This is a genomic window from Nonomuraea sp. NPDC003804 (assembly GCF_040610675.1).
GTDB lineage: Bacteria > Actinomycetota > Actinomycetes > Streptosporangiales > Streptosporangiaceae > Nonomuraea.
The window spans coordinates 39,948-53,440 of the sequence record NZ_JBEXMT010000030.1; the positions used below are offsets into that span (position 1 = coordinate 39,948).

Annotated in this window: 13 protein-coding genes; 12 read left to right on the plus strand and 1 reads right to left on the minus strand. The window is 69.3% G+C overall.

The features are described 5' to 3' along the window. Positions 1-371: 371 nt before the first annotated feature. On the plus strand, positions 372-2,357 hold the full coding sequence (gene rho / locus ABZX22_RS33820; protein ID WP_354917207.1) for a transcription termination factor Rho: 1,986 nt from the start codon (positions 372-374) through the stop codon (positions 2,355-2,357). Between the two features lie 239 nt (positions 2,358-2,596). Here the strand turns inward: rho and ABZX22_RS33825 are convergent, their stop codons facing one another. After that, entirely contained in the window at positions 2,597-3,685 is a 1,089-nt protein-coding gene (locus tag ABZX22_RS33825; protein WP_354917209.1) for a hypothetical protein, read from the minus strand. A 249-nt stretch (positions 3,686-3,934) separates the two neighbouring features. Between ABZX22_RS33825 and rpmE the strand changes: the two genes are divergently transcribed. From rpmE to atpB, 11 genes are all read left to right on the plus strand, one after another. After that, positions 3,935-4,150, plus strand: coding sequence for a 50S ribosomal protein L31 (rpmE, locus tag ABZX22_RS33830; RefSeq protein WP_354917212.1), 216 nt, complete (start codon positions 3,935-3,937; stop codon positions 4,148-4,150). Between the two features lie 93 nt (positions 4,151-4,243). Then, positions 4,244-5,296 (plus strand): peptide chain release factor 1, encoded by a 1,053-nt coding sequence (gene prfA / locus ABZX22_RS33835; protein ID WP_354917215.1) that lies wholly within the window; start codon positions 4,244-4,246, stop codon positions 5,294-5,296. Further along, positions 5,293-6,147 (plus strand): peptide chain release factor N(5)-glutamine methyltransferase, encoded by an 855-nt coding sequence (gene prmC / locus ABZX22_RS33840; RefSeq protein WP_354917218.1) that lies wholly within the window; start codon positions 5,293-5,295, stop codon positions 6,145-6,147. The genes prfA and prmC overlap by 4 nt, the downstream gene beginning before the upstream one ends. Positions 6,148-6,157: 10 nt before the next feature. Continuing rightward, positions 6,158-6,805 carry an L-threonylcarbamoyladenylate synthase gene (locus ABZX22_RS33845; RefSeq protein WP_354917221.1) on the plus strand — a complete coding sequence of 216 codons (648 nt, stop codon included), beginning with the start codon at positions 6,158-6,160 and terminating at the stop codon, positions 6,803-6,805. Positions 6,806-6,860: 55 nt separating this feature from the next. Then, entirely contained in the window at positions 6,861-8,735 is a 1,875-nt protein-coding gene (locus ABZX22_RS33850) for a hypothetical protein (RefSeq protein WP_354917224.1), read from the plus strand. A 51-nt stretch (positions 8,736-8,786) separates the two neighbouring features. Further along, positions 8,787-9,164, plus strand: a complete 378-nt coding sequence (locus tag ABZX22_RS33855; RefSeq protein WP_354917227.1) for a hypothetical protein — start codon at positions 8,787-8,789, stop codon at positions 9,162-9,164. Positions 9,165-9,185: 21 nt separating this feature from the next. Continuing rightward, positions 9,186-10,445 (plus strand): serine hydroxymethyltransferase, encoded by a 1,260-nt coding sequence (gene glyA / locus ABZX22_RS33860; RefSeq protein ID WP_354917230.1) that lies wholly within the window; start codon positions 9,186-9,188, stop codon positions 10,443-10,445. 57 nt (positions 10,446-10,502) lie between these two features. Further along, the gene (locus tag ABZX22_RS33865; protein ID WP_354917233.1) at positions 10,503-11,750 is read left to right on the plus strand and encodes an MraY family glycosyltransferase; all 1,248 of its coding nucleotides are present in this window, start codon (positions 10,503-10,505) and stop codon (positions 11,748-11,750) included. Positions 11,751-11,879: 129 nt separating this feature from the next. Next, positions 11,880-12,302: a hypothetical protein gene (locus ABZX22_RS33870; protein ID WP_354917235.1), complete on the plus strand. Its 423-nt coding sequence runs from the start codon at positions 11,880-11,882 to the stop codon at positions 12,300-12,302. Positions 12,303-12,368: 66 nt separating this feature from the next. Next, the gene (locus ABZX22_RS33875; protein ID WP_354917238.1) at positions 12,369-12,584 is read left to right on the plus strand and encodes an AtpZ/AtpI family protein; all 216 of its coding nucleotides are present in this window, start codon (positions 12,369-12,371) and stop codon (positions 12,582-12,584) included. A 70-nt stretch (positions 12,585-12,654) separates the two neighbouring features. Beyond that, a complete protein-coding gene (gene atpB, locus ABZX22_RS33880) occupies positions 12,655-13,449 on the plus strand; it encodes a F0F1 ATP synthase subunit A (protein WP_354917241.1) in 795 nt (264 codons plus the stop codon). Positions 13,450-13,493: the final 44 nt, after the last annotated feature.

Here is a 13,493-nt window from a genome sequence, read left to right on the forward strand (position 1 = left end):
GTGCTTGTCAGCCACACATCGCTGCATCATGCTTCACGTCGCGAGGCGTGAGCAGCATGGCTGTCTCCCCGAATCCGTTCGCCCCGTTCGGCCCACAACCGGTCGGCGCGACGCGAGGCGGCGAATCCGGGGAAGTGCGCGTTCGAACCACCTCGACATCTGGCTGGCGACAGCAATCTGGGGGGTTCATTCCACGTGCCACTGTCCTGTGGCGACCTGGACGAGCCCCTCCCCAACCGTGGCGGCCGTCCTGCGCGGCGGCCGAAGATCGCAAAGTGCACCTCGACCCGGTCTGTCCCGCCGGATCGACAGCACCTCCAGGACGATCGGCTGATCACGGCCGACGCCCGACCCCTGGGAAGGACCCTTAGTTGAGCGACACCACCGAACTCCTCTCCGACGCTTCCGGCTCCGCCGCGAGCGCGTCCGGCGACACCCCCACCCGCGCCCCGGCCAAGCCTCGCGCGCGTCGCTCCGGCACCGGACTGTCCGCGAAGGTGCTGCCCGAGTTGCAGAAGATCGCCGCCGAGCTCGGCATCAGCGGGACCGGGCGGATGCGCAAGAGCGAGCTCATCGCGCGTATCCAGGAGAAGCAGGGAGTCGGCGCCGGTGACAGTGCCCCGGCGCCCGCCGAGACCGCCGCGCCCGCCGAGGCGCAGCCTGTGGCCGAGCGTCCCGCCCGCAGCCGCCGGGAACGTTCCCGCCCTGCGCCGGCCGCCGAGCCCGTGACCGCCGCCGAGCCCGTGGCGGCCCCCGAGCAGCCCGCCGTGGCCGCCGCCGCGCCCGTCGTCGAGCAGCCGCAGCAGCCGGCCGTCGAGCAGGCGGACCAGCAGGCCGAAGGCCGCGCCGAGCGGGGCGAGAGCCGTCGCGAGCGCGGCGAGCGCCGCAGCCGCCGCGAGCGTGGCGAGCGCGGTGACCGCCAGGAGCGTGGCGGCGAGCGTCAGGAGCGTGGCGAGCAGCAGTCGCAGCGCACCGACCGCGGCCAGGACCGTCAGGACCGTGACCGCCAGGACCGCCAGGACCGCCAGGACCGCCAGGACCGTTCGCAGGATCGCGTCCAGGACCGTTCGCAGGATCGCGTCCAGGACCGTTCGCAGGACCAGCGCGGCGGCGGCGATGACGACGAGCGCGGGCGCGGCAGGCGCGGTCGCTTCAGGGAGCGCAACCGCGGCCGCGGCCGTGACCGCTTCGACAGCAACGAGCCCGTGATCGGCGACGACGACGTTCTCATCCCGATCGCCGGCATCCTCGACATCCTCGACAACTACGCCTTCGTCAGGACCAGCGGCTACCTGCCCGGCTCCAACGACGTGTACGTGTCGCTGGCCCAGATCCGCCGCAACGGCCTGCGCAAGGGCGACGTCATCACCGGCGCCGTCCGCCAGCCGCGTGACGGCGAGCGCAGGGAGAAGTTCAACGCCCTGATCCGCCTCGACACCGTCAACGGCATGGACCCGGAGCAGGCCCGCAACCGGCCCGACTTCAACAAGCTCACCCCGCTCTACCCGCAGGAGCGGCTGCGCCTGGAGACCGAGCCCAACATCCTGACCACGCGGATCATCGACCTCGTGTCGCCGATCGGCAAGGGCCAGCGCGGCCTCATCGTCTCCCCGCCCAAGGCCGGTAAGACGATGGTGCTGCAGTCGATCGCCAACGCGATCACCCGCAACAACCCCGAGTGCCACCTCATGGTCGTCCTCGTCGACGAGCGGCCCGAAGAGGTCACCGACATGCAGCGCTCGGTCAAGGGCGAGGTCATCCACTCGACCTTCGACCGGCCCGCCGAGGACCACACGACCGTCGCCGAGCTGGCCATCGAGCGCGCCAAGCGCCTGGTCGAGCTGGGCCACGACGTGGTCGTCCTGCTCGACTCCATCACCCGCCTCGGCCGCGCCTACAACCTGGCCGCCCCGGCGTCCGGACGCATCCTGTCCGGTGGTGTCGACTCGACCGCGCTCTACCCGCCGAAGCGTTTCTTCGGCGCCGCGCGCAACATCGAGAACGGCGGCTCGCTGACGATCCTCGCCACCGCCCTGGTCGAGACCGGGTCCAAGATGGACGAGGTCATCTTCGAGGAGTTCAAGGGCACCGGCAACATGGAGCTCAAGCTCAACCGCTCCCTGGCCGACAAGCGCATCTTCCCCGCGGTCGACGTCGACGCGTCCGGCACGCGTAAGGAAGAGATCCTCATGGCCAAGGAGGAGCTCCAGATCGTCTGGAAGCTCCGCCGCGTGCTCCACGCGCTGGACATGCAGCAGGCGCTCGAGCTGCTTCTGGAGAAGATGAAGGAGACGAAGTCCAACGCGGAGTTCCTCCTCCAGGTCCAGAAGACGACGGTCAGCTCCGACCGCGACTAGCACGACGTCACGCGAAAGCGCCCCGGGTGTCGCACCCGGGGCGCTTTCGGGCTTCCAGGGCGCGTGCCGGGGATCGGGCCGCGCCGTGCGGACGGTTGCCGCCGGGCCGTCCGCTGGGCTCTGCGGTTGTCGGCGGGGGGGGTTCGGGCCCATGGGCGCCGCCGGATACAGGAAAACGGCCCGCCCCCTGGAAAGTGCCGTGAAGGGGAGCGGGCCGTTCGTGCCGATCAGGGACGCCGTTACTTCACGTCCACGTACTCCTGGGCCGACCAGGAGCTGTACGTCTTGCCGGACGCCGGCACCTTGGCGCGCCAGTAGCCGTCGTAACGCTGCTTGACCGCCTTGGTGTACTTGCCGGTCGACGTGGCCTTCGCGAAGCCCATGAACTTGTACGACTTGGTGCCCTTCTTCTTGAAGTACACCTCGACGACCTTGCCCGAGTACGCCTTGGTCCCCCGATAGACCTTGCCGTAGATCTTGAAGGCCTTGCCGGTCGTCGCCTTGTTCGGCGCGGTCAGCGTGATCTTCGACTTCGACTTCTTGGACGTTCCGCCGGCCGGCGCGTTGACGGTGAACGAGCCGACGCCCTTGAGGGTCTCGTTGCCGCGGCTCGCGGAGATCTCCAGCGTCCACGCGCCGGGCGCGCTGTCGTCGGTGAAGTAGACGGCGCCGGTGTAGTAGCCGTCGGTGTCGACTTCCAGGCTGCCGAGGTCGTAGTACTCGGAGGTGGTGTCGCTGACCATCTTGGCGCTGACGAGCGTGGCGTCCTTGACGGCGGCGCGGACGGAGACCTTGACCTCCTTGCCCTTGATCAGGTCGACCGGGTTGGGGGTGATGGAGGCGCCGGTGATTCCCTGCTTGGCTGCGACCTTGACGGTGAAGTTGTTCGTGCCGCGAGAGGTCACGATGGTCAGGGTCCAGTCGCCGGACGGGTCGTCCTTGGAGATGGTGAACTTGCCGCTGCCCGGCGCGGAGGCGGGGCGCGGCTGGTTCTCGCCCACGTGGGCGGGCGCGGTGTAGGAGACGTTCAGCGGCCTGGCGCTCTTGCCGGGCGGGGTGATGGCGGCCGAACTGATCGTCACCTTGTCGGCGTCCGTCGTGGCGGCGGTGCCGGTGCCGAGCGGGTTCGACACCTGGAAGGTGAACGAGACCTCGATCTCCTTGTCAGCGGGCACGTACGCGTTGCCGACGGACACACTGGTGATGTCGTCGGCCACCGCGTGGACCGCCCGCGACACGGATGCGCTGGCCGAGGAGAGGCCGGCACCCCCGACGAGCACAGCCACCCCCGTTGCGGTCGCCAGCAGCAACCGCATCCTTCTTTTCATGTGATGGGGCCCCTTGCATCAGTTTGAAATGTAACAAAAGTTACGGTTTGGGCACCGGAGCCTAGTGTGCCTGGGGTGACCCGTCCACAAGATCGGCGGGAATCGCTCGTGGCCTGGGATGGTTCAAGGATCTGGCACACTGGTAGCTGAACCGAAGCGGTACCGGTTCCCGCAGCGCGCGACCGACCGTGTGCGACCGCGCGCAAGCCGTACGGAGCGACCCGGCGACCGCATCTCGAAAGGACAGCCATGAAGCGCGACATCCACCCCGAGTACAACGTGACGCAGGTGACCTGCACCTGCGGCAACTCCTTCACCACGCGCAGCACCGCGAAGAACGGCGTCATCCACGCCGACGTGTGCTCGGCCTGCCACCCGTTCTACACGGGCAAGCAGAAGATCCTCGACACCGGCGGTCGCGTGGCGCGCTTCGAGCAGCGCTTCGGCAAGAAGGCCAGCAAGTAGCTTCCCTCACGCCGGCCCGGAGACGCGCGTCCGCGCTCCCGGGTCGGCGTTCGTGGTGAAGAGGGCGGCGACAAAGCGGAAGAAGGACGCACGGTGAATCTCGACGAACTGCTCGGTGAGTACGCCGAGCTGGAGCAGCAGCTCGCGGACCCCTCCGTGCACGCCGACCAGAACAAGGCCCGCACGCTCGGCAGGCGCTACCGTCAGCTGACGCCAGTCATCGGCACCTATCGGGAGCTCGAGGCCGTCCGCGACGACCTGGCCGCGGCCAAGGAGCTGGCGGCCGAGGACGCCGCCTTCGCCGAGGAGGCCGCCCAGCTGGAGGAGCGCGTCCCCAAGCTGGAGGACAAACTCAAGCACCTGCTCATCCCGCGCGATCCCAACGATGACAAGGACATCATCATGGAGATCAAGCAGGGTGAGGGCGGCGAGGAGTCGGCGCTGTTCGCCGGTGACCTGCTGCGGATGTACCTGCGCTACGCCGAACGGCTCGGCTGGAAGACCGAGATCATCGACGCCCAGCACTCCGACCTCGGCGGCTACAAGGACGTCACGATCGCCATCAAGGCCAAGGGCGACGAGGGCGTCTGGTCGCGGCTGAAGTACGAGGGCGGCGTGCACCGCGTGCAGCGGGTGCCGGTCACCGAGTCGCAGGGCCGGATCCACACCAGCGCCACCGGCGTGCTGGTCTACCCCGAGGCCGAAGAGGTCGAGGTCACCATCGACCCCAACGACCTGCGCGTCGACGTCTACCGCTCCAGCGGCCCCGGCGGGCAGAGCGTCAACACCACCGACTCGGCGGTCCGCATCACGCACCTGCCGACGGGCGTGGTCGTCTCCTGCCAGAACGAGAAGAGCCAGCTCCAGAACAAGGAGTCGGCGATGCGCATCCTGCGCGCCAGGCTGCTGGCCGTGGCGCAGGAGGAGGCCGAGGCCGCCGCCCAGGCCGAGCGCAAGTCACAGGTCCGCACGATGGACCGCTCCGAGCGCATCAGGACCTACAACTTCCCCGAGAACCGCATCTCCGACCACCGCGTCGGGTTCAAGGCGTATAACCTCGACCAGGTGCTCGACGGAGAACTGAGCGCTGTCACCCAGGCCCTCATCGACGCCGAAATGGCGGAGAAGCTCGCACAACACTCATGACATTCCTGCTGGACGAGATCGCCCTCGCAACCGCTCGGCTGGCCGAGGCCGGGGTGCCGTCGCCGCGCACTGACGCCGAGGAGATCGCGGCGTTCGTCCACGGCGTGCGCAGGAGCGCGCTCCACACGGTCAAGGACGCCGACTTCGACGCCCTCTTCTGGGAGGGCGTGGCCAGGCGCGAGGCCAGAGAGCCACTGCAGCACATCACCGGCCACGCCTACTTCCGCTACCTGGAGCTGGCGGTCGGCCCCGGCGTCTTCGTGCCGCGCCCCGAGACCGAGGTCGTCGCGGGCTGGGCGATCGAGCGCCTGCGCGAGATGGACGTCGCCGAACCGCTCGTGGTCGATCTCGGCACCGGTTCGGGCGCCATCGCGCTGTCGATCGCGCAGGAGGTCGCGCTCGCCCAGGTGCACGCGGTCGAGGTCGACCCCGACGCGTACGGCTGGGCCAAGCGCAACATCGCCGAACACGGCCAGGGCCGGGTCCACCTGCACCCCGAGGATCTCGCCGACGCGCTGCCCGAGCTGAACGGCAAGGTCGACCTCGTCATCTCCAACCCGCCCTACATCCCGCCCGGCGCGATCCCGCGCGACCCCGAGGTGCGCGACTACGATCCGGCGCGGGCGCTGTACGGCAGCGGCGCCGACGGCCTCAACGAGGTCAGAGCCGTCGAGCGTACGGCCCGCCGCCTGCTCAGGCCGGGCGGCCTGGTGGCCGTCGAGCACGCCGACGAGCAGGGCCAGGCCGTCTACCGGCTGTTCCCCGAGGACAAGGGCTGGCGCGACGCCAGGCTGCGCCAGGACCTCACCCGCAGGGACCGCTTCGTCACCGCCAAGTTCGGCCAGGAATAGGATGCACGCCGTGGGACGACGTTACGACTGCGCAGACCCCGACCAGCGGGCCGCGGGCCTGACCGACGCGGCTTCGGCCGTACGCAAGGGTGAGCTCGTGGTGCTGCCCACGGACACCGTCTACGGCATCGGCGCCGACGCCTTCACCCCGTCGGCGGTGACCGCGCTGCTCGAGGCCAAGGGCCGGGGGCGCGACATGCCGCCGCCCGTCCTCGTCGGCACCGTACGCGCGGCCAACGCCCTGGTGGAGGACCTCGGCCCGTACGGCCAGGACCTCATCGACGCCTTCTGGCCCGGCCCGCTGACGCTGGTGTGCAAGGCGAACCGGTCGCTGTCATGGGACCTCGGCGACACCAAGGGCACGGTCGCGCTCCGGATGCCGCTCCACCCGGTCGCGCTCGACCTGCTGAAGGAGACCGGGCCGATGGCCGTCTCCAGCGCCAACCGGTCCGGCGCGCCCGCCGCGACGACCGCGAGCGACGCCGAGCAGCAGCTCGGCGACTCGGTGACGGTCTACCTGGACGGCGGCGCGTGCGCCGACAACACGCCGTCGACGATCATCGACCTGACCACGGCGGTGCCCCGCCTGCTCAGGAAGGGCGCCATCCCGGTGGAGAAGCTGCGCGGCATCGTGGGCTACGTCGCCACCGACGATTGATGCCGTCTGTTTATCCCTGAGGCGGGGGGCTCCGCCTGCACCTACCGTGTGGCCCATGGGCTCGTTCGACGGTATGGATCCGACCCTGGTACGCGACCTGCTGGCCGAGGTACGGCGGGCCGCCGAGCAGATGCGCACGATCGAGGCCAGGGTCGCGCAGGTGACCAGGACCGCGGGGCTGGCGACACCCGCGACGCACCGGCCCTCGCAGGTGGCCGACGCGTGCGAGACCATGGCGCGCGACGTCACGGCGCGGCTCGCGCTGCTGGAGAAGAAGGAGGCCGCGCCCCGGACGGGGGAGCAGGCCAAGGACGTGTCGATGAACGGCACGCCTGCCTCCGGCAAGGACGAGGACCCGGGCCGCGACCGCCCCACCCCGAAGGACTCGACGGAGCACCGCCCCTCTCCGAAGGAGCCGCGCGAGAGTCCCCACGATCAGCGGGACGTCGGCAGGGAGCCGCGGGAGGACCCGAAAGAGACGCGGGACGTCGCCAAGGAGCCGCGGGAGGACCCGAAAGAGACGCGGGACGTCGCCAAGGAGCCGCGGGAGGACCCGAAAGAGACGCGGGACGTCGGCAAGGAGTCACGGGAGAGTTCTAAGGAGTCGCGCGAGCTCTTCCAGGAGCCCAAGGAGACGCCGAAGGACCAGCGTGACGACGACAGGGCCTCGCGCACGGCCAACCCCCGCGAGACGACGCCCCCCGAACCGCAGCCGAAGCGGGACCCCGCTCCACCGGACCCCGCCCCGAGGAGCGAGACGCCCCGGGACACGACGCCCGCCGACCCGCCCGGGAACGACCAGCCGCATCCCCCTGCCAGGGCGCACGAGCCGAACAACGACGACACCCCCCGCAGGCCGGAGCAGCCGCAGCCTCGCACGGACGACCCCAAGGACGGCGGGAGGGACAGCCGTCACGACCGGGTGACCGATCCCGGCCGATCCGGCCAGGACGTCCTCGACACTCCGGGCAAGGACCACCCCGACGACGTCGACCAGACCGACCCCGGCAAACCGCAGGTCGTGGAGGTGGACGGGGTCAAGGTCCTGCAGATCCCGCTCGACCCGCCGACGGCTCGCGAGGTCGCCGACCTGCTGGAGCACGCCGACGCCGTCCAGCCGGCCGACCTGCCCGCCGTCGAGGGCGCGACGGACGGCGCCGGGCCGCCGGAGGGTACGGCAGGCCGTACGGGGAGCTCGGATGCCCCCGGCGCTACCCCCGCCACCTGGGCGAACGACGGCAGCGACGTCGTGTCGGCGCAGGCCAGGCCGCCGTCGGACGGGGCGGTGAAGTCGCTCGTGGACAACGCGAGCACGATCACGCCGAAGGAGATGCCGGGCGTGCAGCTGCCCACGGGGGAGGTGGGCAGACCGGCGGTTCCTGAGCACTTCCGCCCCGACGGTCCCACGGGCTCGGTGGATCCGGGCGGGCCGGTGCCGCAGGGTCAGGACTCCACCGGTCAGCCTCCGGCGGACGCCCGCGCAGCGAACGGCCAGGTCTCTGGAGCCGCCCACGACTCCGCGCCGCGCCATGCCGAAGGGCGGCCGGAGACCGGCCCCCAGGTGTCTGAACGGTCACCAGAAGGCGGCCCACGACCTGCCGAAGGCGCGACCGGGGCCGTTCACGGTGCTCCGGCCGCCTACGCGGAAGATCCGTCACCGACGGGACCTGTCGGTGACGGCGTCGCGAGATGGGCGAACGACGGCAGCGACGTCGTGTCTGTGGATGCGAAGCCCCCGTCGGCCGCGGCCCTGGAAGCGTTGATGGACAACGCGAGCGACATCGAGCCGATGGAGATGCCCGGCGTGCACGTCCCGCCGGGCGAGTGGGGCACGGGCGCGTGGGTCGCCGAGGACGTCGGGCCGGACGGCGAGCTGGGCCGGGTGGAGCCGAACGCGCCCGGCAGGCCGATCGTGCCGCCCGGCGGCTGAGCGCACGCCGGGCAACGAGGAGCATGCCGGGCAGCTGAGAGGAAGTGTCGCATGTACGTCGATCCACCGGCCCCGCAGCCGCGCCAGCCGGGCGAGCAGCCGCCCGCGACCGGCTCGGGAAGCCCCCTGGACGGCCAGCCGCGGGCCTGGGAGTTCAATCCCGACTACCAGCGCCTGGTGACCGCCTGGCAGACCGTCCTGCCCATGCTGGAGACGCTGACGGCCACGCTGGACAAGGTGTACGGGCTGGCGCGCAGCCCCCAGACGTGGGACGCGCCGGTCGGTGCCCGGTATGTCGAGGATCTCGGTGAATGGCGGAACAGGCTGGCGTTGTACCGGCAGGCGGTGCTCACGGCGATCAGCGACCAGGCGGCCGACACACCGCGGTGGGTTCCGGCCGCGGTCGGCGCTCCCCATGCCTTCTCGTGATTGTGGGTTTACAGTGGTGAGATGGGCTACGCACCCCATTACGGCCCGGACTTCGGGGTTCTCCAGCGGGAGGACCCTGAGATCGCGCAGGTGCTGCTCGACGAGCTGGATCGGGTGCGGGGCGGCCTGCAGCTGATCGCCAGCGAGAACTTCACCTCTCCCGCGGTGCTCGCCGCGCTGGGATCGACGCTCACCAACAAGTACGCCGAGGGCTACCCCGGCCGGCGCTACTACGGCGGTTGCGAGGTCGTCGACCGGGCCGAGCTGCTGGCGACGGAGCGCGCCAAGCGGCTGTTCGGCGCCGAGCACGCCAACGTGCAGCCGCATTCGGGCGCCAGCGCGAACCTGGCCGCCTACGCCGCGCTGCTCCAGCCCGGCGACACGATGCTGGCCATGGCGCTGCCGCACGGCGGTCACCTCACCCACGGTTCGCGGGTCAACTTCTCCGGCCGCTGGTTCGACGTGGTGTCGTACGGGGTGCGCCGCGACACCGAGCTGATCGACTACGACGAGGTGCGCGATCTGGCGCTGCGGCGCCGGCCCAAGCTCATCGTGTGCGGGGCGACGGCCTATCCGAGGCTGATCGACTTCGGTGTCTTCCGCGGCATCGCCGACGAGGTGGGCGCGTGGTTGCTGGCCGACGTCGCGCACACGATCGGCCTGATGGCCGGTGGCGCGATCCCCTCGGCCGTGCCGTACGCGGACGTCGTCACCTTCACCACGCACAAGACGCTGCGCGGGCCGCGCGGCGGCGCCATCCTGTGCACGGCGGAGCTGGCGGCACGGGTCGACAGGGCGGTCTTCCCGTTCGTGCAGGGCGGTCCGCTCATGCACGCGGTCGCGGCGAAGGCGGTGGCGTTCGGCGAGGCGGCGCGGCCGGAGTTCGCCGGCTACGCGCGGGCGGTGGTCGACAACGCCCGCGCGCTGTGCGAGGCGCTCGAGGGCATGCGGCCGGTGTCCGGTGGCACCGACACGCATCTGGCGCTGGTGGACCTGCGCGGGTGCGGGGTGACGGGGGTGGAGGCCGAGCGGCGGTGCGCCGCGGCCGGCATCACGCTGAACCGCAACGCCATCCCTTACGATCCTGAGCCACCGGCTGTCACGTCGGGGCTGCGGGTGGGCACGCCGTGCCTCACGGCGCAGGGCATGGGAACCGAGCACATGAAGGAGGTGGGAACGCTGGTGTCGCGCGCGGTGAGATATCCCGAAACAGTGGATGAAGTGCGGGAACGCGTCACCGAGCTGGCGGCGGAACATCAGCCTTATCTCAGTGAATTATAAGGTGATCTGTGTCGATTTCCGGTCACAGCTGGCCGGGGTATCCGGGAAACTAGGTCCGTGCGCGAATACCTCTTCATGGCGCTGGCAGCGGCGGCGGTGACGTACCTGCTCGTCCCGCTGGTCCGGCGTTTCGCCATCCGTATCGGAGCCATGCCCGAGGTTCGCGATCGCGACGTGCACACCACTCCGACTCCGCGGCTCGGCGGGCTCGCGATGTACGGCGGGCTGGTCGCAGGACTGCTGACGGCGACCCAGCTCGACAAGACCGGCGGCGTCCTCGCCCAGGACAGCACCGTCCTCGCGCTCATCGTCGCGGGCGGGCTCATCACGCTGACCGGCTTCCTCGACGACTGGTGGGGCATGGACGCCTTCATCAAGCTGGGCGGCCAGATCGGCGCGGCTGGCGTGCTGGTCTATTTCGGGCTGTACCTGCCGTGGATCCCCTGGGTCAGCGGCGAGAGCATCGGCCTCGCGCCGGATCTGAGCGCGATCATCACGATCCTGGTCGTGGTGATCTCCATCAACGCGGTCAACTTCGTCGACGGCCTGGACGGCCTGGCCGCCGGCATCGTCGGCATCGCCGCCGCGGCCACCTGGGTCTACGCCATCTTCCTCGACCAGAACATCGAGCAGAACAGGATCAACACCACGGCGGCCATCACCGCGATCCTGATCGGCATGTGCCTGGGCTTCCTGCCGCACAACTTCCACCCCGCCAGGATCTTCATGGGCGACACCGGGGCGATGCTCCTCGGCCTGGTCCTGGCCGCGTCGCTGATCACCGTCACGCCCGTCGACGCCGACGTGATCGAGGGCATGAACAGGTTCGGCGCGCTGATGCCGATCCTGCTGCCCGCCGCGGTGATGGTGCTGCCGCTCATCGACCTGATAAGCGCGGTCATCCGGCGCACGTCGATGGGCCTGTCGCCGTTCGCGCCCGACCGGGGCCACCTGCACCACCGCCTGCTCGACATCGGCCACTCGCACCGGCGCACCGTACTGATCATGTACGCGTGGACGTCGCTGTTCGCGCTCGGCCTGGTCGGCATGTCGGTCACCGGTGTGCCCGTCGTGTTCTTCCCGATCGTCATCGCGCTGGCGATCGGTGTGCTGGTGCTGATGGCGCTGCCGCGCTGGCGCGGAAGGGGCGGCTCGCATTCCGCCAAACGCAAGGGCAAACCGGACGATGAGGACGATGGTCCGCCTACCGGTCCGATGCCTCCCATCAGCGCCGATGTCACCTCGATGAGCCAGGTCAGTGATGACTCCCACGTTCTCCCCGCGTTTCCCGCCCGTTCGCCTTGATCGCGAACTAGAAAGGGCAGGTAAAGGCGGTCATCGGCGAGCTTGTGATATCTTTCACGAGCAGGCCCTCATAGAGTACGGCTCATGGGGTAGCAATCGCTCGCTTGTTAACTGACTTATGGAGCACCGATGCAGGCAAACGACGTGCGCGTCCTCAAGAGCGCCGCGCTACCCACGGTGGTGGTGGGTGCCGTCGCTGTCATCGTGGCTTTCGTTCTCGCCGGCGGTAAGGGCGTCCTCGGCGCCCTCGTCGGTCTCGCGCTGGTGGCTGTCTTCTTCAGCATCAGCGTGGTGGCGGTGTCCTACGCCGCCCGCGTCTCCCCGCAGATGATGGCCATCGCCGCCATGCTCAGCTACGTCGTCAAGGTGCTCGTCATCCTCGCGATGCTGAACGCCTTCGGCGACACGACCGCGTGGGAGCCGAAGGCCTTCGCCTGGACCGTCGTGCTCGGCACCATCGCGTGGACCGCCGGTGAAGTGCGCGCCTTCATCAAGACCAAGATGCTTTACGTGGACCCCGAGGCCAAGGTGCCCGGGCGGGACCTGTCATGAACCCCGGTAAAGTAACCGGGCCCGATATGACTAGTCCTGCCTGTGCCTGCTATCGTCGGGCGCGCGATGAGCGAAGAGAAACGCCGGCCCGAGGACGACGGTCGCGACTTCGCCAACGCCGCGTGGTCGATTCCCAGCTCCCTGATCTCCGGGATGGTTGTCTACGGCGGTGCTGGCTGGTTGCTGGACCGGTACCTCGACACGTCCGCGTTCTTCCCCATAGGCATCGTCCTGGGGACAGTGCTCGCCGTCTACCTGGTCTACCGGAAGCACGGCCGCTAACTCCGCGCGGCGGTACCACCCGCCGAAGCACCTTTGTTGTGACCACCTACCACGCTGAAGGGAACGCCGCGTGATCGCGCTGACGCTCCTCGCCGATCCTGATCAGTTCCAGGCTCCGACGCCGGAAGAGCTGTTCGAACTTCCTCCGATCATTCCGGGGGTCGACTGGTTCACCAAGCCGGTGCTGCTGGCGATCCTCAGCTCGATCATCGTGCTCGCCTTCGTCTGGGCGGCGTTCTCCAACCCGAAGATCGTGCCCAGGGGTGTCCAGAACATCGCCGAGATGGGCTACATGTTCGTGCGTGACCAGGTCGCCCGGCCCTTCCTGGGCAAGGACGCCGACCGGTTCATGGGCCTGCTCCTCAGTATGTTCTTCGTGATCTGGGTCTGGAACGTGATGGGTGTCATCCCGCTCGCCCAGTTCCCCGTCGCCTCGCACATCGCCTTCCCGATCGTGCTCGCCGTCTCGATCTACGTGCTGAAGCTCTACCTCGGCTTCAAGACCCAGGGTGTCGGCGGCTACTTCAAGAACATGATGTTCCCGCCCGGGCTTCCGAAGGGCATCTACGCCCTGCTGGCGCCGATCGAGTTCCTCTCGAACATGATCATCGCGCCCTTCACGCACGCGGTGCGACTCTTCGCCAACATGTTCGCCGGCCACATGCTCCTTGCCTTCTTCAGCGCGGTCGGCTTCTGGTTCCTTTTCGAGAAACTGACCCCTCTCGGTGCGCCGATCGGCGTCCTCGGCGTCCTGATGACCGTCATCATGACCGGCTTCGAGATGTTCATCCAGTTCCTGCAGGCGTTCCTCTTCGCGATGCTGGCTGCGATGTACATCGGCAACAGCCTGCACCCGGAGCACTAAGAACCACCTAGCGGTATATCCAGACCGGTGATACACCGCATCAC